This is a genomic window from Mycolicibacterium psychrotolerans, assembly GCF_010729305.1.
GTDB lineage: Bacteria > Actinomycetota > Actinomycetes > Mycobacteriales > Mycobacteriaceae > Mycobacterium > Mycobacterium psychrotolerans.
Genome location: NZ_AP022574.1, coordinates 917,335 through 937,025 on the forward strand (window position 1 = coordinate 917,335; position 19,691 = coordinate 937,025).

Annotated in this window: 21 protein-coding genes; 7 read left to right on the forward strand and 14 right to left on the reverse strand. The window is 66.1% G+C overall.

What is annotated here, in order from left to right:
- The first annotated feature begins 46 nt into the window (after positions 1-46).
- Positions 47-1,186, forward strand: coding sequence for an acyl-CoA dehydrogenase family protein (locus G6N45_RS04530; protein ID WP_163720590.1), 1,140 nt, complete (start codon positions 47-49; stop codon positions 1,184-1,186).
- A gap of 31 nt (positions 1,187-1,217) precedes the next feature.
- Here G6N45_RS04530 and G6N45_RS04535 read toward each other — a convergent pair whose 3' ends face one another.
- From G6N45_RS04535 to G6N45_RS04545, 3 genes are read right to left on the reverse strand one after another with little or no spacing between them, the layout of a single operon-like run.
- Positions 1,218-1,799 (reverse strand): TetR/AcrR family transcriptional regulator, encoded by a 582-nt coding sequence (locus G6N45_RS04535; RefSeq protein ID WP_163720591.1) that lies wholly within the window; start codon positions 1,797-1,799, stop codon positions 1,218-1,220.
- Between the two features lie 31 nt (positions 1,800-1,830).
- Complete coding sequence (locus tag G6N45_RS04540; RefSeq protein ID WP_179965270.1) at positions 1,831-2,727, reverse strand: SDR family oxidoreductase; 897 nt, start codon at positions 2,725-2,727, stop codon at positions 1,831-1,833.
- 35 nt (positions 2,728-2,762) lie between these two features.
- Positions 2,763-3,959: a lipid-transfer protein gene (locus G6N45_RS04545; protein ID WP_163720592.1), complete on the reverse strand. Its 1,197-nt coding sequence runs from the start codon at positions 3,957-3,959 to the stop codon at positions 2,763-2,765.
- Between the two features lie 130 nt (positions 3,960-4,089).
- Here G6N45_RS04545 and G6N45_RS04550 point away from each other — a divergent pair, with 130 nt between their 5' ends.
- A complete protein-coding gene (locus G6N45_RS04550; protein ID WP_246228871.1) occupies positions 4,090-4,920 on the forward strand; it encodes a MaoC/PaaZ C-terminal domain-containing protein in 831 nt (276 codons plus the stop codon).
- Between the two features lie 39 nt (positions 4,921-4,959).
- On the opposite strand, the gene G6N45_RS04555 is transcribed toward G6N45_RS04550, so the two are convergent.
- The 3 genes from G6N45_RS04555 to G6N45_RS04565 are packed head-to-tail and all read right to left on the reverse strand — an operon-like array spanning position 4,960 to position 7,286.
- Positions 4,960-5,814 (reverse strand): SDR family oxidoreductase, encoded by an 855-nt coding sequence (locus G6N45_RS04555; protein ID WP_163720594.1) that lies wholly within the window; start codon positions 5,812-5,814, stop codon positions 4,960-4,962.
- Positions 5,815-5,818: 4 nt separating this feature from the next.
- The gene (locus G6N45_RS04560) at positions 5,819-7,090 is read right to left on the reverse strand and encodes a cytochrome P450 (RefSeq protein ID WP_163720595.1); all 1,272 of its coding nucleotides are present in this window, start codon (positions 7,088-7,090) and stop codon (positions 5,819-5,821) included.
- A 4-nt stretch (positions 7,091-7,094) separates the two neighbouring features.
- Positions 7,095-7,286 (reverse strand): ferredoxin, encoded by a 192-nt coding sequence (locus G6N45_RS04565; protein ID WP_163720596.1) that lies wholly within the window; start codon positions 7,284-7,286, stop codon positions 7,095-7,097.
- Between the two features lie 98 nt (positions 7,287-7,384).
- Between G6N45_RS04565 and G6N45_RS04570 the strand changes: the two genes are divergently transcribed.
- Positions 7,385-8,182 (forward strand): maleylpyruvate isomerase N-terminal domain-containing protein, encoded by a 798-nt coding sequence (locus tag G6N45_RS04570; RefSeq protein WP_163720597.1) that lies wholly within the window; start codon positions 7,385-7,387, stop codon positions 8,180-8,182.
- Positions 8,183-8,209: 27 nt separating this feature from the next.
- Here G6N45_RS04570 and G6N45_RS04575 read toward each other — a convergent pair whose 3' ends face one another.
- Positions 8,210-8,836: a CIA30 family protein gene (locus G6N45_RS04575; protein ID WP_246228872.1), complete on the reverse strand. Its 627-nt coding sequence runs from the start codon at positions 8,834-8,836 to the stop codon at positions 8,210-8,212.
- Position 8,837: 1 nt separating this feature from the next.
- The gene (locus G6N45_RS04580) at positions 8,838-9,308 is read right to left on the reverse strand and encodes a DUF4174 domain-containing protein (RefSeq protein WP_163720598.1); all 471 of its coding nucleotides are present in this window, start codon (positions 9,306-9,308) and stop codon (positions 8,838-8,840) included.
- A 220-nt stretch (positions 9,309-9,528) separates the two neighbouring features.
- On the opposite strand from G6N45_RS04580, the gene G6N45_RS04585 reads away from it, so the two are divergent.
- The 3 genes from G6N45_RS04585 (at position 9,529) to G6N45_RS04595 (ending at position 13,025) form a co-directional block, all read left to right on the forward strand.
- Positions 9,529-11,214 (forward strand): alpha/beta hydrolase, encoded by a 1,686-nt coding sequence (locus tag G6N45_RS04585; RefSeq protein ID WP_246228874.1) that lies wholly within the window; start codon positions 9,529-9,531, stop codon positions 11,212-11,214.
- 131 nt (positions 11,215-11,345) lie between these two features.
- Complete coding sequence (locus tag G6N45_RS04590) at positions 11,346-11,807, forward strand: NAD(+)--rifampin ADP-ribosyltransferase (protein WP_275997279.1); 462 nt, start codon at positions 11,346-11,348, stop codon at positions 11,805-11,807.
- A gap of 114 nt (positions 11,808-11,921) precedes the next feature.
- Positions 11,922-13,025, forward strand: a complete 1,104-nt coding sequence (locus tag G6N45_RS04595) for a coiled-coil domain-containing protein (RefSeq protein WP_163727777.1) — start codon at positions 11,922-11,924, stop codon at positions 13,023-13,025.
- 16 nt (positions 13,026-13,041) lie between these two features.
- Here G6N45_RS04595 and G6N45_RS04600 read toward each other — a convergent pair whose 3' ends face one another.
- From G6N45_RS04600 to G6N45_RS04615, 3 genes are all read right to left on the reverse strand, one after another.
- On the reverse strand, positions 13,042-14,463 hold the full coding sequence (locus G6N45_RS04600) for a GntP family permease (RefSeq protein ID WP_163720599.1): 1,422 nt from the start codon (positions 14,461-14,463) through the stop codon (positions 13,042-13,044).
- Between the two features lie 36 nt (positions 14,464-14,499).
- Entirely contained in the window at positions 14,500-15,012 is a 513-nt protein-coding gene (locus G6N45_RS04605; protein ID WP_057149839.1) for a gluconokinase, read from the reverse strand.
- A gap of 365 nt (positions 15,013-15,377) precedes the next feature.
- A complete protein-coding gene (locus G6N45_RS04615; RefSeq protein ID WP_163720600.1) occupies positions 15,378-16,004 on the reverse strand; it encodes a stage II sporulation protein M in 627 nt (208 codons plus the stop codon).
- 115 nt (positions 16,005-16,119) lie between these two features.
- On the opposite strand from G6N45_RS04615, the gene G6N45_RS04620 reads away from it, so the two are divergent.
- Entirely contained in the window at positions 16,120-16,707 is a 588-nt protein-coding gene (locus G6N45_RS04620) for a TetR/AcrR family transcriptional regulator (protein WP_163720601.1), read from the forward strand.
- On the opposite strand, the gene G6N45_RS04625 is transcribed toward G6N45_RS04620, so the two are convergent.
- Genes G6N45_RS04625 through G6N45_RS04635 form a run of 3 tightly spaced genes read right to left on the reverse strand, consistent with a single transcriptional unit; the run spans position 16,688 to position 19,677 of the window.
- Entirely contained in the window at positions 16,688-17,569 is an 882-nt protein-coding gene (locus tag G6N45_RS04625) for an SDR family NAD(P)-dependent oxidoreductase (protein WP_163720602.1), read from the reverse strand. The genes G6N45_RS04620 and G6N45_RS04625 overlap by 20 nt on opposite strands.
- A gap of 3 nt (positions 17,570-17,572) precedes the next feature.
- Positions 17,573-18,817 (reverse strand): NADH:flavin oxidoreductase/NADH oxidase family protein, encoded by a 1,245-nt coding sequence (locus G6N45_RS04630; RefSeq protein ID WP_163720603.1) that lies wholly within the window; start codon positions 18,815-18,817, stop codon positions 17,573-17,575.
- A 5-nt stretch (positions 18,818-18,822) separates the two neighbouring features.
- Complete coding sequence (locus G6N45_RS04635) at positions 18,823-19,677, reverse strand: alpha/beta fold hydrolase (protein ID WP_163720604.1); 855 nt, start codon at positions 19,675-19,677, stop codon at positions 18,823-18,825.
- Between the last annotated feature and the right edge of the window lie 14 nt (positions 19,678-19,691).

A 19,691-nucleotide genomic window follows, 5' to 3' on the forward strand; every position in this document is an offset into this window, starting at 1 on the left:
GCGGTATGGTGTCGCTGATCGCCACTGCGAGACGAAGAGGTACCCTGTGAGCCTGCAATTGACCGACGAACAGCAGAGCATGGTCTCCACCATCCGTGAGTTCGCCGCCAAGGAGTGCGGCACCCGAGAACAGCGCCTGGCGCTCACCGACGGCGGAAGAACGCACCACAACTCCCAAATCGCCGGCAAACTCGCGGATCTGGGGTTTCTGGGCCTCTCCATCCCGGAGGAATACGGCGGCGCCGGCGGCGGGCTGTTCGACGCTTGCCTGTTCCTCGAGGAGATGGCCTACAACCAGATCCCACTGGGCAGCTTCGGCGTCACGCTCATCGTCGCCCATATCTATCTGAACTTCGCCTCGGAAGACGTCAAGAAGGAGGTTCTGGGCGCCGTGGTGGCGGGAACACCGACGGCTGTGGCGATGTCCGAGCCGGGGTCTGGGTCTGACGTCGGATCACTGCGCTGCAAGGCCGAGAAGGTCGACGGGGGCTACCGCCTCAACGGGCAGAAGACGTGGATCTCCAACGGCCACCTGGCTGATCACATCCTGCTGGTCGCCCGAACTTCCGACAGCGGCGACAAGCACCAGGGCATCACGATGCTGTCGGTGCCGGTCGCCACGCCCGGCATCGAGATCCGGCCGATTGCGACCATGGGCCTCGAGGTCAACGATGTGTTCTTCACCGACGCCGAGGTTGGCCAGGAGCGCCTGGTCGGCGTGGAGGGTCAGGGCTGGATGCAGTTGATGGCCGGGTTGAACACCGAACGGGTGATCGTCGGCGCGATCGCGCTCGGTCAGGCCCGGCGCGCCTTCGAGGACACGCTGGCGTACGTCAAGACCCGCGAGCAGTTCGGCCGCCCGGTCGGCACCTTCCAGGCGCTGTCACATCGGCTGGCTGAACTGGCCACCGAGATCGAATGCACCCGGCTGCTGGTCCATGACGTCGCGCAACGCGTGGACGAGAATCCCGGCAAGCTGATGCCGCGGGAGGCATCGATGGTCAAACTGAAGGCCACCGAACTCGCGAAAGCCGCGGCGCTGGAAGGTATTCAGATGATGGGCGGGATGGGCTACACCGTCGAGGGTGGGATGGAGGAGCAGCTCCGCGCGGTGCTGCCCGGCACCATCGCCGGTGGCAGCAGCGAGATCCAGCGCGACATCATCGCCAAGACCCTGGGACTGTGAGCCAGACCAGGCCCAAAGGCAGGGGGCGGGATCAGCCGGCCCTCGTGCCCCCCAGCACCTCGGCGCCGTAGCAGGCCTCGGTCATCTTCGTCATCTGGTTGAGCAGCTTGCGCATCCGGCGGGTGTTCACCGGGCGGTGGGCCAACTGGTTGCCCACCAGCGCCGACAGATAGAGCTCGGCCAGCAGTGCTGCATCGCGCTTGGGGATGGTGAGCGCGAAGAAGTCGGTGACCATCGCCTCTCGGCTGGCATCCACGCGGTCCACGGCGGCCTTGACCACCGGATCGGTGTGCGCCCAGACGCGCAGCGCCGCCTCGGCGTCGTGGGGAATCGTGTCGACGAGGGTGGATAGCAGGCGGTACTTGGTTCCCACCGCGTCGATCCGGTCGGCCGCCTCCTTGGCCTCGAGGGTGCTTTCTCGTTCCCAGGTCTCGAGCAACGCGGTGACGAAGCCCGACCAGCCACCGAAGTGGTGGTAGAAGCTGCCCTTGCTGACCCCGAGTTCGTCGCACAGCGCCGCGATCGTCAGGGAGTCGTGGCTGCCCTCAGCCAGCAGTCGCAGCGCGACGTCGTAATAGTCGTGTTGCGTCAGCCTCGATGTGGTCGCGGTCATCGTGCCGCCATGCTATCGGCCATCACGGCCACTAGCTGAGCAGCTTGCCGAGCACGGCGAGTTCACCCTGGGCGTTGTCCGGGATGACGTAGTCGGTCAGGTCCCGCGCTTCGCCGATGTGAGCGGCGACATCCTCGGCGGTGGGAACGGTGCCCGTGCCGGAGAACCAGCCCTGCGCCACGCCGACGAACGCGCGGGCATAACGGCCGGCGCCGACGGAGAACACCTCATGTGTCAGCGGGCACTCCCGTGAGCTCAGGTACAGGGCCAGAGGAGTGACGTACTCCGGGTCGAGCATCTGCGCCATCGGACCGAGGAGTTCCTCGGTCAGCCGGGTCCGGGCGATCGGCGCGATCGCATTGGACTGGATGCCGTTCTTCGCGCCCTCGATGGCAATGGTGTTCGACAGTCCGACCAGTCCCATCTTGGCCGACGAGTAGTTGGTCTGCCCGAAATTGCCGAACAGGCCGGCCGAGGTGGTGAAGAGGAACCGGCCGTACTTCTGCTCGCGCATCACCTTGTAGGCGGGCTGGCTGACGTAGAAGGCGCCGCGCAAGTGGACGTCGAAGATGTCGTCCATCTCCTGGAAGGTCAAGTTGTGGAAGCTCTTGTCCCGCAGGATGCCCGCGTTGTTGATGACGATGTCGACCCGGCCGAAGGCGTTGATCGCAGCGTCGACGATGGATTGACCGCCCTCTGGTGTGGCCACTGAGTCCATGTTGGCGACCGCCCGGCCCCCGGCCTTGGTGATCTCGTCGACGACGACCTGCGCGGCCGGACCGGAGCCCAGGCCGTGCACGTCGACGCCGAGGTCGTTGACCACCACGGCGGCGCCGCGGCGGGCGAGCTCTTCGGCGTACGTGCGCCCCAGCCCGTGGCCCGCGCCGGTGACGATGGCGACCTGCTCATCGAATCGAATTTCAGCCATGAAAGTCCCTCTGCTCGTGTTGTTTCGGTGCCCGATCAGCGGGTGGGCCTGGCATAGATGGTGACGACGCCTGCCCCACCGAGCCCGAGGTTGTGCTGCAGCGCGTACGTGGCGCCCTCGACCTGCCGCGCCCCGGCGGTACCGCGCAGCTGCCACGTCATCTCGTTGCACTGGGCGAGCCCGGTCGCGCCGAGCGGATGTCCCTTCGAGATCAGCCCGCCGGACGGGTTGACCACCCAGCGTCCGCCGTAGGTGGTGTCCTGCTTGTCGACGAGCAGATGCCCTTCGCCTTCGGCCGCCAAGCCGAGAGCCTCATAGGTCAGCACCTCGTTGACCGAGAAGCAGTCGTGCAGTTCTATGACGTCGATGTCCTCCGGCCCCACACCCGCCTGGTCATAGGCGCGCTGCGCCGCCCGCTTGGACACGTCGGCGCCGACGATCTTGATGGCCGACGGCGGGTCGAAACTGTTCTGTTGATCGGTTTCCATTGCCTGGCCGATGATCTCGATGGCCCGGTCCCACAGATCGTGTTCATCGACGAACCGCTCGCTGGCCAGGATGCTCGCGGCAGAGCCGTCGGAGGTGGGGGAGCACTGCAATTTGGTCAGCGGCGGTGCGACGGCGGCCGATTCCTTGACCTCGTCGAGGGTGAAGTCCTTCTGGAACTGGGCGTAGGGGTTGTTGACCGAGTGGTGGTGGTTCTTCCAGCCGATCCAGGCGAAGTGCTCGGGGGTGGAGCCGTACTTCTGCATGTGCTCCTGGCCGGCGCGGGCGAACATCTCCAGGGTGACTGGTGCTCCACTGGGCGGCCCCATTCCGGCCAGCACGCTCAGGTGCTTGTCCAACGGACCCGGCAGCCCGCCGCCGTCCATGCTGAGGCTGCCCGGCGCCATCTGTTCGAAGCCGAATGCCAGGGCGCAGTCGAGTGCGCCGGAGCCGACGGCCTGACGGGCCAGGTACAAGCCGGTAGATCCCGAAGCGCAGGCGTTGTTCACATTGATCACAGGGACTCCGGTGAGCCCGACCTCGTAGAGGGCGCGCTGGCCCGAGCAGGTCGGTGCTTGGACGAAACTGGCGAACGCGGTCTGGATGTCGGAATAGCCGATGCCGGCGTCCTTCAGAGCGGCGGGCACGGACTCCTGGACCATCTCCGGGAAGCTCCAGTTCTCCCTCCGTCCGGGCTTCTCGAACTTGGTCATGCCGGACCCGATGACGAATACCCGTCCACTCATCTCCAGTACTCCTTTGCAGTAAACGAATCAGCCGGACAAAGAATACCATCGGGTATGGTATTGGCGGTCGGTCCGACCCCACGGGCCTTCCGCGACGAGGAGTGTGCAGATGCCGATCGATCCGTCCATCGTGGGCAGCGAACTCGGGTCCTTCACCGGTTCCTGGGACGCCGACGACGTCATCCTCTACCACCTGGGCCTCGGAGCCGGTGTGCCGCAGACCGATCCCGGCGAATTGCAGTACTGCCTGGAGGATCGCCTGAAGGTGCTGCCGAGCTTCTCGGTGAACGGTCCGATGGGCGTCATGGCGAGTCTGCTGAAACTTGAAGGCGCGAGCTTTCCCCCCACGGCGTTGCTGCACGGCGAGCACGAGATGATCGTGCACCGGCCGCTGCCGCCGTCGGCGAAGGTAACCCACAATGGCCGGGTGGCAGAGGTCTGGGACAAGGGCAAGGCGGCTCTGCTGGTGGTGGAAGCCGACACCGTCGACGCCGGAGGGTCACCGCTCGTCACCAATCGCTACTACGCCTTCATCCGGGGGGAGGGCGGATTCGGCGGAGAGAAGGGGCAGCGCCGGGCCGTGGCGATACCGGATCGCACGCCGGATGGCTCGGTGCAACGCCCGACGATGCTCCAGCAGGCTCTGCTCTACCGGTTGTGCGGCGACAAGAACCCGATGCATTCCGACCCGGCGATCTCCAAGCTGGGTGGTTTCGATGTTCCCCTGTTGCACGGGCTGTGCACCTACGGCATCGCCCTGAAAGCCGCCGTCGACGAGGCACTCGATGGCGATGTGACCAAAGTGGCCAAGTACGCCACCCGCTTCGCCCAGCCGGTCTTTCCCGGAGACACCCTTCAGATCGACATGTGGCGGGAAGGCTCGCAGGTCCTTCTCGGCGTCAGCGCCATCGGCAAAGAGGGGCCGACCTTGACGAACACCGTCATCGACCTGAACCCTTGACGGCGTGAGCGAGCGGGACCTGCAGCGGCAGTCAGCCTTTCACCGGCTTGGCACCGAAGTCGGCGTTGGCTTAACCAAAGCGCGTTCGTTGTACGCAGTGCGAACCGCCGGGTCCGCGGCGTTGATCACCTTGTTCGCCCCGAGCACTCGGAGCAGGGGTTCGGTGAGCGCCTTCGGGAGGAACTTGACCGCCACCACGATCGCGCTGAACGTCCACGGCACATAGGTGTGCCGGCGGGGCCGACGCGCGGTCTGCACTATCGCGGCCGCGATCTGTTCGGGCTTCGCCAACGAGAATCCCCGGGCTTTGATCAAGCCGGCCGTCAGACCGGTTTCGACCTGGCCGGGGAGGACAACCGATACGTCGACGCCGCTTCCGTGCAACTCCATCCGGGCCGCGTCGGTGAATCCCACGACGAAATGCTTGGAGCCGATGTAATCGGCGAGGTAGGAGCTGTACACCTCGCCGAACGCCGAGGAGATGTTGATGATGTGGCCCCGTCGCCGAGGCAGCATGCGATCCAGCGCCGCGCGGGTGCCGTTGACGACGCCCTTGACGTTCACGTCGAGGACCCTGTCGGCCAGCGCCTGCGGGATCTCGTTCACCCTGGCGACCGGCATGATGCCCGCATTGTTGACCAAGATGTCGATCGGGCCGACTTCCGCTTCGATACGGTCGCAGGATGCGTCGAACGCTGCCCGGTCGGACACATCGAAAGGTAGAGCCAGGGCGGGCTGCAGGGATTCGGCCGCCTCCGCCAGGGCCTTTGCGTCGATATCACTGATGACGACCTTCGCACCTTCGTTCGCGAAGGCGCGCGCCGTGGCGGCACCGATACCCCGGGCAGAGCCGGTGATCATGACCACCTTGCCGCTCAGATTTCTGTTGGTCATGTTCTCAATCCCATTCGCAGTTCAGGTGTTCGATGCTGGAGACGAACGGCGACGAGGCGTAGGTCGGTTCGCCGACGGAGCGGATGGTCGGGAACCTCCCGAGCAGTTCGGTGAACAGCGTTCGCAGTTCGAGTTTGGCGAGGTTGGCCCCGAGGCAGTAGTGCGGGCCACCGCCACCCCAGGCGACCTGATGGGCGTTATCGCGCAAAATGTCGAATTCCCAGGGGTTCTCGAACACCGCTTCGTCACGGTTGGCCGACAGATACCACAACGCCACCCGGTCACCTGCGGTGATCTTCCGGCCGCCCAACTCGGTGTCTCGTGTCGCGCGACGGACGAACGACCCGACCGGGGACACCCAGCGGGCCATCTCGACGACCGCGCTGTCGATACGTCCAGGCGTGTCTTCGAGCAGCAGCCTGCGCTGTTCCGGGAAGTCGGTCAGCGCCTTCAGCCCGAACGTGATGGTGTTACGGGTGGTGTCGGTTCCAGCGACCACCAGTGCGCAGAAGAAGGACACGATCTCTTCATCGGTCAACCGCTCGCCGTCCACCTCGGCGTCCATCAGCGCAGTCACCAGGTCGTCGCCGGGCTTCGACCGCCGCAGGGCGACATACTTGTTGGCGGCAGCATGCAGACCGAAGATCGTCGTTGCGAACATCTCGAACATGTTCACGCCGTCACGGATGCCGGGATCCCCGAAAGCGAGTAGCCGGACTGTGAGATCGACCAACTCCTCTCGCATGTCCTGGTCGTCGACCCCGATCATGCCGGTGATGACCTGCGACGGCATGTAATTGGAGACGACCGGCACGAAGTCACCAGGGCCGGCCGCCTCCAGTGCGTCGACGCAGCGCTTGGCCGCAGCGGTGATGACGCCGTCAATGCGCTTCAGCTGTCTGGGCGTGAACGCCTTGCTGACCAATCGGCGGTACCGGGTGTGCTCGGGAGGATCCATGGACAGGAATGCGGTTACGGACTTCTGGATTTCGTGGGGCGCGTCGTAGACGGTGATGGACACGTCCGCACTGGAGAAACGTTCCCAGTCCCGGCTCGCCCCGACGACAAGGTCATTCCTGGTGACCGCCCAGAAGCCCGCGTGGGCGGCTGGCACGGGCTGGGCCTCCACCGGCGGATGCCAACTCACACCACCCTTGGCGCGCAACTCGGCGAAGGTCTGGTCACGGACCTCGGGAGCCCTGCCCCAGAATTCGATGCTGCTGATGTCGAGGTCATCGTAGGGACGATCTGCGGCGGTGTTCACGGTCGCGGTCATCAACTCACTCCTCCATGGTCAGCGCGCATGCGGGGCATGAGTTCACCGCGCTACGGATGCGGTCGGGGTCGGTGTTTGCCACTTCGCCTTGCCGGACAGTGGCAAAGCCCTCATCGGTGACCTCGAACACCTCGGGAACCGCGGCTTCGCACAAGCCGTGCCCGACGCACATGGAGCCATCAACCAGAACCTTCATCGGCGAGGACCCCCTCCTGACTGCTCAACTCGGTGCAGAAAGTACCATACCGCACGGTATGATAGGGGCCGGCAATCTCCTGATGTGGAGGGGAGCTCATGCCACACTTGACGGCGCGCGGTCGTGTCGAGGCACTGCGGTCTGTGCGGGCACTGGCGGTGCAGGTGATCGACTCGCTGACGCCGCAGGAGTGGGCTTCCGCCAGTGCGGCTGAGGGCTGGACCGTCCACGACGTCGTCGCGCACATGTCGTCGACTCAGCGCGAACTGTTCGGGCCATTGATGTTCATGGTGGCGCGGTCGAACGACATCGAGGCTCTCAACGAAACACCTGTGAAGGCCCGCCGGCGGTGGCCGGACGCCCGGGTGGCCGCGGAGTATCGCCGTTGGGCACCGCGGGGGCACCGGCTGCTGAAACTGACCCAGCTGCCCGGATTGGGCTCGGTTCCGGTGCCGATGGCCGAACTCGGGCGGTTCCCGGTGCGGGTCTTACCCTCGGCCATCGCCTTCGACACCCACACGCACCTCTATCACGACATCGCCCCGGTGTTGGCTCGGCCGCTGCCGCCTCCGGACCCGTCGGTTATCGCCGCCACGCTGGAATGGATGATGCTGGTCGCCGCGGCCATGGGCTCCGATTTACCGCTGCCCGAGGGCACGGCGGTGCGGTTCGCGTTCACCGGTCCCGGAGGAAGCGAGTGGACACTGCGTCGGACGAAGGGAACCGTGATTGCCGAACCCGACCCGGGGTGCGTGGTCGCGGGGACACTCGCCGGCGCTGCCGCGGACTTCCCGGCATGGTGCACTCACCGAAAGTCATGGCGGGATGTCGAATTGCGGTTGAGCGGCGAAGAAGACCTTGTGACCGCCGTGGTTGATGGCCTCCGTGTGGTGTGAGTGCCGACCTGGCTGCGGGCGGCGTCCTCAGACGGTGGCGTCGATCCCGCTGATCGTGATCTCGAACGGGCCCTGCTGTTTGTCGAGGATGTAGACCGATACCTGGTCGATGCGTGAGGGATCCAGAGTCGGCGGCGCGTCGGGTGCGGGATCGAAGCGCATGCCCACCGGTTGGAAGCCCGCGACGGGCAGATCGTAGGTCCGCTGAACACCGGCCTCGGTGGTGAAGCGCTGGATGTAGGACCACGGCTGGCCTGCGTCGCCTGCCTTCAACACGTAGGTCTTGCCGTCGCCCACGGCGCGCACGCGCAGCGACGTCGCGCCCGTCGCCCGCTGTCCGACGTCGGGGTCCCGCGGGCTCCGGGCGGAGGCGAACCCCCCGTTGTTCTCCAGCGAGAGGACGCCGGAGAACACGAGGCCACCATTGCCGAATGTGATCGCCGAGGTGGACCTGCCGCCCATGACGGGGTCGTTAACCGTTGTCCACGTGGCCACCTCGCCGGGGTTCCCGAGGTCGACGAGAACGACGTCGCGTCCGTCAGGCGGGACCGCTCGTGCAGACGGCTCGAGGCTTCCGCAGGACACCACCAGAAGCGTCGAGCACGCCACCATGATGCCGACGAGTGCACGCGGTAACCGAGGGACGGCGAACACGTCAGCACCGACCCGGATCGGCACGCATCTCGCCCCTGCGCATCGGCATACCGTCGATCAGGGCGTAGATCGCCCGAAGATCCGGCACGTCGTTGACGCGCAATTTCTCGCCGCCGTCTTTTCCGATCAGCAGCACGCCGAACGCGTTGTCATCGAGTCCGTACCGCTGCGCCAGCCGCTGTGACTCCTCGGCGTCCATCGCTTTCCCATCGAGAGTGCTGGTGCCTTCTGTGACCAGAACGCCGAGCACCATGTCGCGACTGACGAAGTCACATCTGTCCGCCTCGATTCGGCCCAGCGTTTCCACGAGCTGTGGGTCGTTGTCCGTCGGCGCGAACACCAACAGGGGACGACGTTCCCATCGGTAGTCATCGAGTTCGGTGGCCCCGGCGAGCCCTGATCCGAAGGCAGTGCTCGCCACCAGGACAGTGAGCATCAGCGCGAGCCAACGAATCCTGCGCTTGCCTACCATGGTGTTCTCGACTGTACCGACTCATGCTCGGCCGTCGACCTGCACGGACCTGCCTCAGCCGACTCTCATCAACACCACACCCGACAGAGCCGCCGCACCGTCGGGTGGCCGTGACACAAAAATGACCAGATCGCTGAAACTGTCTGTTCGCTGTGAGACCTGCTCTAGTTTGTTGACGGCTGTCATGACGCGGCCGTCAATATCGAGGGTTGGGAGGCACATGGCGCAACTGTCAGCGTGGATGGGTGCAGGTGTGGTGGCCGCGGGTGTGTCAGCCGCCTTGATTGCCGGGGCCGATACCGCATCCGCCGACACCGGGTCCGACACGGCGGGCGCCACCGCCAGTACGTCCGACACCACCGATCGTGGTCCTCGCGCCTCAGGCGACGCCGCGGGTGAGAGCGACAGCGCGGATGCGTCGAGCACGCCGCAAGACACCGACACCGACACCGACGCGGAGGAGGCTGAAGACGCGGATGTCGACGAGGCCCCCGACGCGGCCGAGGAGGATGTCGATTCAGACGCCGACGCAGGCACCGACAGCGACAGCACCACCGACTCGGCGTCCGACCGTGATCACGACGCGGCGATCGATGGAAGTTCCGATGACGAGCAGGCTGTCGAGGACGACACCCCCGAGCTGACAGATCGAGACGACCCCGGTTCGGTTGACCCCCAGCCGCCACGTCCTGAAGGCTCCGCCGAAGAACAGAGCGCTTCACCGATCACCCCGACACGACCACGACCCGTCTCAGCCACCAATATGATTGCCGCACAACGTGTCGTGGCCGCATTCACCACCCCGACCGCATTCACCACCCCGGCCGTACTGGCCGCGCCGGAGCCGAGAACGCTGCAGGAGGTGATCCAGTCGCTGGTGACGGAGCTCATCGGGGCAGCCATCCGGTTCGTCGCCGGACCGCCGGTGGTACCGCCGGGCGTCAACGTCACGGTGCGCAGCTCGAGGCTGGAGATCACCGAAGGACGCTTCGTCCGCGCCGACTGGTACTACCCAGAGGGTGACGAACTGCCGGAGCGGTTCATCTACCTGCAGCACGGCTACCGTGGCGTCGGCCCGATGTACAGCTACACCGCGTCCTGGCTGGCCGAGCGCACCAACAGCATCGTCGTCGTCCCGACGTTGTCATCGAATCCCTATGTGCGCGACGGTTTCTGGCTCGGCGACGACCAGGTGTACCGGGCCACCGCCGCGCTTCTCCTCGGCGATCGCGACGCGCTGACCGCCAGCGCCGTGGCCGCCGGCTTCGCCAGGAAGTACGGCTCCGATGCTGCGCTGCCGGATCGGTTCACCCTGGTCGGCCATTCGCTGGGAGCCGGAGTCGTCGCAGGCACGGCCGGCTACTACGCCGATGCGGTGATCGCCGGCGGCGCGGTCAATCAACTGGCCGGTGTCATCACGCTCGACGGCGCTCCGCCCGGATCGGTGCTGGCCGATGCTCTCGACAAGCTCGATGGGCTGGGCGCCTACATCCCGGTGATCGAGCTCGGCGCGCCCAGGGAAGACGGCTCGCCCCGTCGGGTCGACGAGGCGCTCAATGGACACCGGCCCGGCCACTTCAACGGGGTGGTTCTCGACAACGGGCAGCACCTTGATTCCATGCAGGGCGGAAGCCGGGCCATTCAGCTGATCTCTTATCTCAACCAAGGGTTCCCGACCGAGCAGAACAAGTCGGCCGCGCAGACTCTCATCGCGGGATGGATCAACGACATCTTCGCGGGCCGGATCGATCCGTCGACGGGGGCGTGCCAGGGGAGCAGTTGCGCCGGTATCTACGGCGAGCCCGGCGAGGCTCTGTCGGTTGCAACCCCGGTGGGCACTGCTACCGGGGTGGTCATCGGTAGTCGGTGGCTCCGATCACCACCGAGTTCCGGCCGCTGTCGGTGATCTCCCTGCCGGCGTCGCGATCCGCGTCACTGCTCCTGACGATCGCGGAGTGAGCTGAGGAGGCTTTCAGCGCTTCCCATTCCAGGATAGGGCGTGGTGGGGGGCTTGCGGCAAGACCCCGGTGGTGACGCATGCTGGCACGCTCCAGCAAGTCGTCTGAAGGGTTGCACGTGTCCGAATCGCTTGATCAAGGTCCGTTCTTCCACGGCACGATTGCCGATGTGAGTGTGGATGAATTCCTCACCGCGGGCCGTCCATCGAACTACCGCCGCGAGATCGTGATGAACCACATCTACTTCACTGCTCGTGTCGACGGAGCCGGCCTGGCGGCGGAGATCGCCGCAGAACTCGCCGGGGGCCCGGCCCGGCCGCGGGTGTACGAGGTGGAACCGACCGGGGAGTTCGAGAACGACCCGAACGTGACCGACAAGAGGTTTTCCGGCAACCCCACCCGGTCCTTTCGCAGTGCAGCTCCCTTGCGGGTCGTCCGTGAGATCACCGAGTGGACGCGCCTGACATCTGAAGAACTGCAGACATGGCGGGAACGACTCGCCGTGCTCCTCTCGGACGACGGCGGCGAGATCATCAACTGAGCTGCGATCACACTTGCCTCGGGTAGACATCGCCGGTCACACTTCGTAGCCTTGCCCGGGACATCGACAGCCGGGCCAGGGTCGGTCCATGAGAGAGGGATCGTGACCATCCGCGTGACGGGCGTTCGCCACTGCCTTCGGCGCACGGTGAGTGGTCTCGGGGTCGCCGTCGTGGTGGCTGTCGGGGCAATGGGCGACGTCCAGGCGGACCCAGCCGACGACGCATTGTCCCGGCTCGACGAGTTGTCCCAGCAGGCGGTGCAGAGTCGCGAGGCCGTCACCGCGGCCCAGCGCGACGCCGACGCCCGACTGGCGGAGCAGGTCGCGGCGGTCGACCGTCACCGCGCCGACCTGGCGGCGCTGGAGCGCGCGAACTCTGAGCTGAAGCCGTTCCAGGCGGCGGTCGACCGGCTCGCCGCGATGAGCTACATGAGTGGCGGCGACAGTCAGATGGTGGCCGTGCTCACCGCGGCCTCGCCGCAGCACCTCATCGACCGGCTGTCCCTGCAACGGATGGTGGGCGCCACGACGGCCGATCAGATGAAGGCGTATCGGGCGACGCGGGAGCGCGCGGCCACCGCCGCCCAGGCCTCGGAGAGGTCGGCCGCAGACGCTCGCGCCGCGGCTGAGCAGGCCGCCGCGGTCCGTGCGGACCTGCAGGCCAAATGGCAGGACCTCCTGCGCCAGATCTCGGCCGCTGAGGCCCAGTATGCGGCGCTGACACCGCGACAACAAGCGATCGTCGACAACGCACCCCCGCCACCGGTTGCACTCCCATCGCAGGACCCGGCGATCGTCGCGATGCCCGGCGTGCCTCCCGGGGACCTCGCTCCGCCACCCGCGCCTGTCCTCGCGGATGTGCCCGAGGCGTTGCCGGTCGGCGTGGCGAACGAGGCCGGGCTACAGCCCAACACCGTCCTGGCGGCGCGGGCCATCAGCCGGCAGTTCCCTCAGATCGCGACCATCGACGGAGTCCGGCCGGATTCGAAGCCGTGGCATCCCCGAGGCCTGGCGATCGACATCATGATCCCGAACCCCGACAGCCCCGAGGGCATCGCGCTCGGCGACCAGATCCGCGCGTTCGCGATGGCCAATGCGAGCCGATTCGGATTGCAGGACGTCATCTGGCGCGGGACCTACTCCACCCCGGCCGGCCCGCAGGCATCCGGCTACGGCCACTACGACCACGTACACATCACCACGACACCACGCGGTTGAGCCGGTCTCGCCACCGTCAGCCCACGCTCCACAACACAAGGCTGAGTGCAAAAGCACTGAGCCCCAGCGTCGTCTCCATCACCGTCCACGTCTTGAGGGTGGTCTTCACGTCCATGCCGAAGAACCGGCTGACCAACCAGAAACCGGAGTCGTTGACGTGAGAGAGCACCGTCGCGCCGGCCGCGATCGCCACCACCAACGCCGTGAGCTGAAGCTTGCTCGGGTCGGCTGCGGCGACGGCTGCACTGAGTAGACCGGCGGTTGTCGTCAATGCCACGGTCGCCGACCCCTGCGCGACGCGAAGCAGCGTGGAGATGACGAACGCCTGCAGGATCAGCGAGATACCCAGATTGGACAGCGAGCCGCTCAGCGCGTCTCCGATGCCACTCGTCCGTAGCACTCCGCCGAACATCCCGCCGGCGCCGGTGATGAGGATGACGGCGCAGATCGGTCCCAGCGCCTTGTCGAGGATGTCGCTCACGGTGGCCATCGACCGGCCGCGCAACCCCAGCACCAGCGTCGCCACGATGACGGTGATCAGCAAGGCGATCGATGTGGTGCCGATCAGCTTGAAGTAACCGGCCCACGTGGCGTCCTCCTGAATCAGGCCGGCGGTGATCAGGGTGTCGATCACGGTGTTGAACGAGATCAACACGAACGGCAACAGCAGAACTGCGAGCACCGTCATGAAGGCGGGGGCCTGGGTCGCCGTCTTGGTGGTGCCCGTCCCCGAGGCGTCCGCGGTGTCGGTGTCGAGGCCGCCGTTGATCTCCCCGAACAACGATGTGGGAACGTCGACGTGCACCCGCTTGCCGATGAACTGAGATACCAGGTAAGCACCGACGTACCAGGACGCGAACGCCACGGGCGCGCCGACGAGCAATGTGAGACCGATGTTGGCGCCGAGCAAGTCGGCTGCCGCCACCGGACCGGGGTGGGGCGGAACCAGAGCGTGCATGGCGGCGAAGGCTCCGGCCGCGGGGAACGCGTACAACAGGAGTGAGCCGCCGAAGCGACGCGACACCGTCATGATGATGGGCAGGAAGACGACCAGCCCGGCGTCGAAGAATATCGGGAAACCGAACAGCAAGGCCGCCACACCGAGGGCTAACGGAGCCCGTTTCTCACCAAACCGGTTGATGAGCGTGTCGGCGAGAACCTGTGCACCGCCGGTGACCTCCAAAAGCCGACCGATCATGACACCGAATCCGACAAGCAGTGCCACGGAGCCGAGCGTGCTGGAGAAGCCGGAAGACAGCGCAGCCGGGACATCGGCCACGGGGATCCCGGCGGCCAAGGCCGTCAGCAGGCTCACCAGCACCAGCGCGACGAAAGCGTGCAGTTTCACCTTGATGATCAGGAACAGCAGCAGCGCGACCGCGCCGGCGGCGATCAACAGCAGGGTGGCGGTTCCATAGGCCGGATCAATTGCCTCCACGACGACCCCCCACCTCAGCGACGTCAGTGCCTCGAATCATTGGTCCTCCTCGATGGTCGGGTAAACTGTTGTGCCGATGTAACTTTCGACGATGGCGTCGATGCTCTGGTCCACGTCGATGGCGACACCGCGCTCATCAGGCTCCAGGGGTTCCAGCGTCTGGAACTGGGACTGCAGCAGGTTGGCCGGCATGAAATGGCCGGGCCTGCTGGCCTGTCGCCTACCGATGGTCTCGATCGATCCCTCCAGGTGCAGGAACTCGATGTCCGGGCAGTGCCGGCGCAGCTGGTCTCGATACCGACGTTTCAGGGCTGAGCAGCTCATCACCCCGCCGTCGGGATGACGGGCCAGCCACTGCCCGATCGATTCGAGCCAGGGGTACCGGTCGTCATCATCGAGGGGATGGCCGGCCGACATCTTCGCGATGTTGGCCGGTGGATGGAAGTCGTCGGCGTCGGCGAACGGCACGCGCAGCCGCTGCGCGAGTGCCGCGCCGACGGTCGACTTCCCAGACCCGGAGACCCCCATGACGATGATCGGTATTGCCATGTCCTGCCCATCGGTGAGTGTGTGTGTCATCACACATGGTGCCGTAATGGTCATACGATTACAAGTCCTGGCCGGATATCAACAGAACTTAGTCGGAAGGACGCTTCTCTAGCACGATTAATCGGTGCTCGATCGGCTGAACGCCGGCGCTCTCCACGCTGGTCTGGTGGCTGCACTGGGGACCGGCATCGTGTCCGGGAGGTACCAGGATGGGCGAGGAGCAGCAAGCCGAACGAGCGATGCGCGCCATCATCGACGAGTCGGCGTCGGCCATTGTCGAGGAGTTTGCGCCGTCGGAGTTGTCCACCGTCGAAGATTGCCGAGCGAGGTGGACATCGCCCGTCCCGACTTCGCGGGAAGTGGCTCTACAACAGCCATTCGGCCAGTGGATGCACGAAGTAGCGCAACGAGAACGCCTCGTAGATCGCGCCGATGACGAGCAGGGCCAGGGCAGGCAGCGTCAGCCAGCCGAGCTCTTGCAGACCACGCAGGTAGCCCTGCCGACGGTTCTCGGCGCCTGCGGTCCGGGGACGGATCCAGTACGTGCCGAGCAGGTAGACACCCAACAGCAGTAACAGATAGGCCTGGAACTCGACGATCAGCGTGAGTGAGTGCGGTATCAGAGCCACCCAGCCGACACCGTTCTGTGGGACCAGCGTCATACCGGTCGTCAGGGCCCAGTAGGCGAACAGCGCGATCCCGGCGAACGGCACGATCAGCGACGGCGCGACGATGGTCAGTGCGCCCATCTTGAGGGTGTTCACCGCGAGAATGGTCAGTGCGAACAGCCATGGGTTGGCGAAGATCGATTGCACGAGATCCGCTGTCCCGTCGTCCTCCAGTCGCGTGTACTGCGCCTGGCTGAGGTGCGGGAAGATCAGCCCAAGAACGAAGCCGATGACAAAGATGCCGTAGGCGGCAGCATTCATGACCAGGTAGACGCCGGAGTTCTCGCCGATGATCCGGAACGGACGCCACTGTCGGACCGTCATACCGACCTTTCCCTCGAGACTGAGCAGCACTAATACACCGTGTTAGTCGCCACGCTAACACACTGTGCTAGTACGGTCTGGGAGAGCTCAGACCGTGGCCGTAGGAGGACTGACCATGCACACCAGGGAGCGGATTCTCCGTGCCGCCGCCGAGATGATCGCCGAGGACGTGACCACCACGCTGAGCGTCCGTGCCGTCGCGGCGCGCGCCGGTGTGAGCACCGGGTCGCTGCGATTCCACTTCCCGACCCAGCGCGCCCTCCAAGACGAGGTGCTGACCCGGATCTACCAGCACTTCATGCCCGACGAACCGATCCACGATTCGTCACGGCCCCCGCGGGAGCGGCTGGTGGACTGCGTACGGCAGGTACTCGCAGTGGCCGGTGTCGGCGACGAAGCGCGAAAAGCCTGGGGCACCGTGCACGAGAACTTCATCGCGCCTGAGCCCAGCGAGAAGGTCCGCAGTGCATACCTCGCACAGGAACGAGTGTCAGCCGGTCGTGTCGAATACTGGCTCGGCGTGCTGGCCGACGAAGGCGCCCTTCCCCGAGAGGATTTCGGACCGAAGGTGCGCTTCTTGTTGACCGTCCTCAACGGTCTGTCGGTGCAACGCGCGCTGCCGTCGGGCGAATCGGTCCTGCAGGCGGAGACCGAAATCCTCTACACAGCCGTCGACGCGGTGCTCAGACCCGGTACGCCGTAACCGACCGGGCATCCTCGAGTTGAGTCAACGCGTACCGCACGGCGTCGTCGCGGGCGAGCTTCGAATCGGTTGGCGGCCCCACCATCCCACGTAGTGCCGCCAGCGGCCGCCAGCGGCCGGGGACGAGGATCGCGCGCTTTCTGCTCTCTACTCCGTCGGCGAGCGCCGACGCGGCGGCATGCGGCTGGATGCGCTTGAGGACGAACCTCGGCATCGCATCCAGCAGCGCCGAGACGTGAGGATCGGCGTCCACTCCTCGATGGATCATGTCGGTCTCGATGAGGGAGAAGTACGCCGTCATCGCCGATGCGCCGTGCCGGGCCAGTTCCACACTCAGGCCCCGCCCCAGCTGCTCGACGGCGGCCTTGCTCATCGCATACGGAATCGCGCCCGCCCCGTTGAGGAAGGCGAAAACCGAACTCACCAGCACGATCTGGCCACGGCTGCCGATGACGGACTCGATCGTCGCGGACACCGTGTTGACCACGCCGCCCACATTCACTGCCATCACCCGGTCCACGTCGACGGGGGCCAGAGTGCGCATCGTGCCGCCGTGCCCCAGGATCCCGGCGTTGGCCACCACGACGTCGATGCCGCCGAAGACTTCGTGCGTTCTGTCGACGGCGTGTCGAACGGACTCGAGCCTCGTCACGTCGCACTCGACCGCGAGGCCGCGGCCGGCGGGCAACGTCGCGACGACCCGTTCGGCCGATGCGGGGTCGATATCGGCGATCACGACTCTCGCTCCGCGGGCGGAGACCGCTGCAGCCGTGGCCGCTCCCAGTCCTCGCCCCGCGCCGGTGATCAGCACGACCTTCTCCGCCAGCGGATACCGCGTGGCTCGAGCCGACTTCGATGCCATCGCTTACAACCCGCGCTTGCGACCGAGGGACACGGTGCCGTTGCGGCGCACCATCGCCACGGCCGTGGCGATCCGGCCGCGGTTCAGGTCTGGTGCGAGCCCTTCGCCGATACGGTGCAACTGGTCGGTGTGCCAACTGAGTTCGAGGATGCCGTCGAGCGACTTGAGGTCGACCAGTCTGCCGAGCAGCCCACGCATTCCCGCCCGCACCTGGTGCACCGCCAGCGTGTTCGCCCGCCCGCTGAGGATGGCCTCGGCGGCGTCGACCGTCGTCGCGGTGGGGCGGCCGAGGCCGATGACGTCGCAGTCGCCGGTAGAGACCGCCTCCTCCATCGCGGCGCGCGAGCGGAAGCCTCCGGTGACCGCCAGCGGGATGTCTCCGACGAGCTCGCGTGCCGTGCGGGCGTATTCGAGGAAGTACGCTTCGCGCGCCCGGGTGCTGTCCGCGGCCTTGCCCATCATCGCCGGCGTCTCGTAGCTTCCACCGCTGATCTCGATGAGGTCGAGGCCCTCACCGGCGAGCGCGGCGAGCACGCCGCGAGACTCGTCCTCGGTGAAGCCCCCGCGCTGGAAGTCCGCCGAGTTCAGCTTGAGCCCGACGGCGAACCCGGGCGAGACCCGCGACCGGATGCGGCGCACCACCTCGATGAGGAAGCGCATCCGCCGCTCGGGATCTCCACCCCACGTGTCGTCGCGCCGGTTGGACAGCGGCGACAGGAACTGGGCCACCAGATAACCGTGGGCACCGTGTATCTGGACACCGTCGAATCCTGCCGTCTCACACACCGCGGCCGCTGTGGCGAACCGTTCGATGATGTCCTCGATCTCTGCCGACGTCAGTTCGCGCGGCGTGACCGATCCCGGGAGATTGAGCGGGACGGCACTGGGTGCCACCGGCGTGTGTCCGAGCGCCAGCGGATTGGACTGTCGCCCTGGATGATTCAGCTGGACCCAAATGGGGACGCCGCCGTCCTTGGTGGCTTTGGCCCAGCGGGACAACGCGTCGAGGTCACGCTCGTCTTCGATCACGACATTGCCGGGCTCGCCGAGCTGACGGCGGTCCACCATGACGTTGCCCGTGATGACCAAGCCGTACCCGCCACTGCCCCAGCTCGCGAAGAGCCGTTCGAGACGGTGATCGGGGGCATTCGTCCTGTCGCCGAGCGCTTCGCTCAGCGCGGCTTTCATGATCCGGTTCGGCAGCACCTGGCCGCAGGGCAGTGGCAGTGGTTCGTGCAGGGAGGTCATCGGTGTCATTCCTGTTCGCCGGCGAGGAAGGCCAGGACGTCGGGCACGAAAGTCTCGTGATGCTGGAACACGCCACCGTGGCCGGAGTCAGGGTAGATCTTCAAGGTGGCGTCGGGCAGCCGGCGGGCCATGTCGGCCGAGTGGCTGCTGTCGACCATCAGGTCGTGATCGCCGTTGGCGACCAGCACTGGCGCGGTGATGGCCGACAGATCGTCGGGCCGGCTCAGGCCGGCATGTCTGATAGCCCTGATCTGGGCCAATCGGGCCTGCATCGAGATCTTGCTGTCACGATCGGCCGTGCGTTCCCCGAGGCGGCGGAAGTACTCCTTCGCGGCGCGCTTGCCCTGGCTGGTGCGGGGGAAGAAGAGGAAATCTCTGGCATCGCTGAATGTCAGCGCTGCCTTCACGTAGGCGAGGGCCGTGATGGCGCCGATCCGCTCGATACCACCACCGCCGCGCGGCCCGGTACCGGCGAGAACCATGCGCCGTATGAGTCCCGGCGCTTGCAGCGCCACCATCTGAGCGACACCGCCGCCCAGCGAGAACCCGAACAGGTCCACCTTCTGGTAGCCCAGCGCGCGGATGAAGGCGATCGCGTCGGAGCCCATCTGCTCGACGGTGCCGGGGACCTTTCCTCCGGACGCGCCGACACCGCGGTTGTCGAAGGCGATGACGTGGTGCCGTGCCGCGATGCCCTCGATGATCTGCGGGTCCCAGTCGTCGAGCACTGCCATCAGATGGTGAAGGAAGACCACGGGAACGCCGGTTCCCGTGCCGAGTTCGCGGTACGCGAACGACGTGCCCCCGACGTCGACCGTCTTGGTCGGCACGTCTTTCCATGTCGTCGTCGTGGTGGTCATGGCGCCTCTCTGAT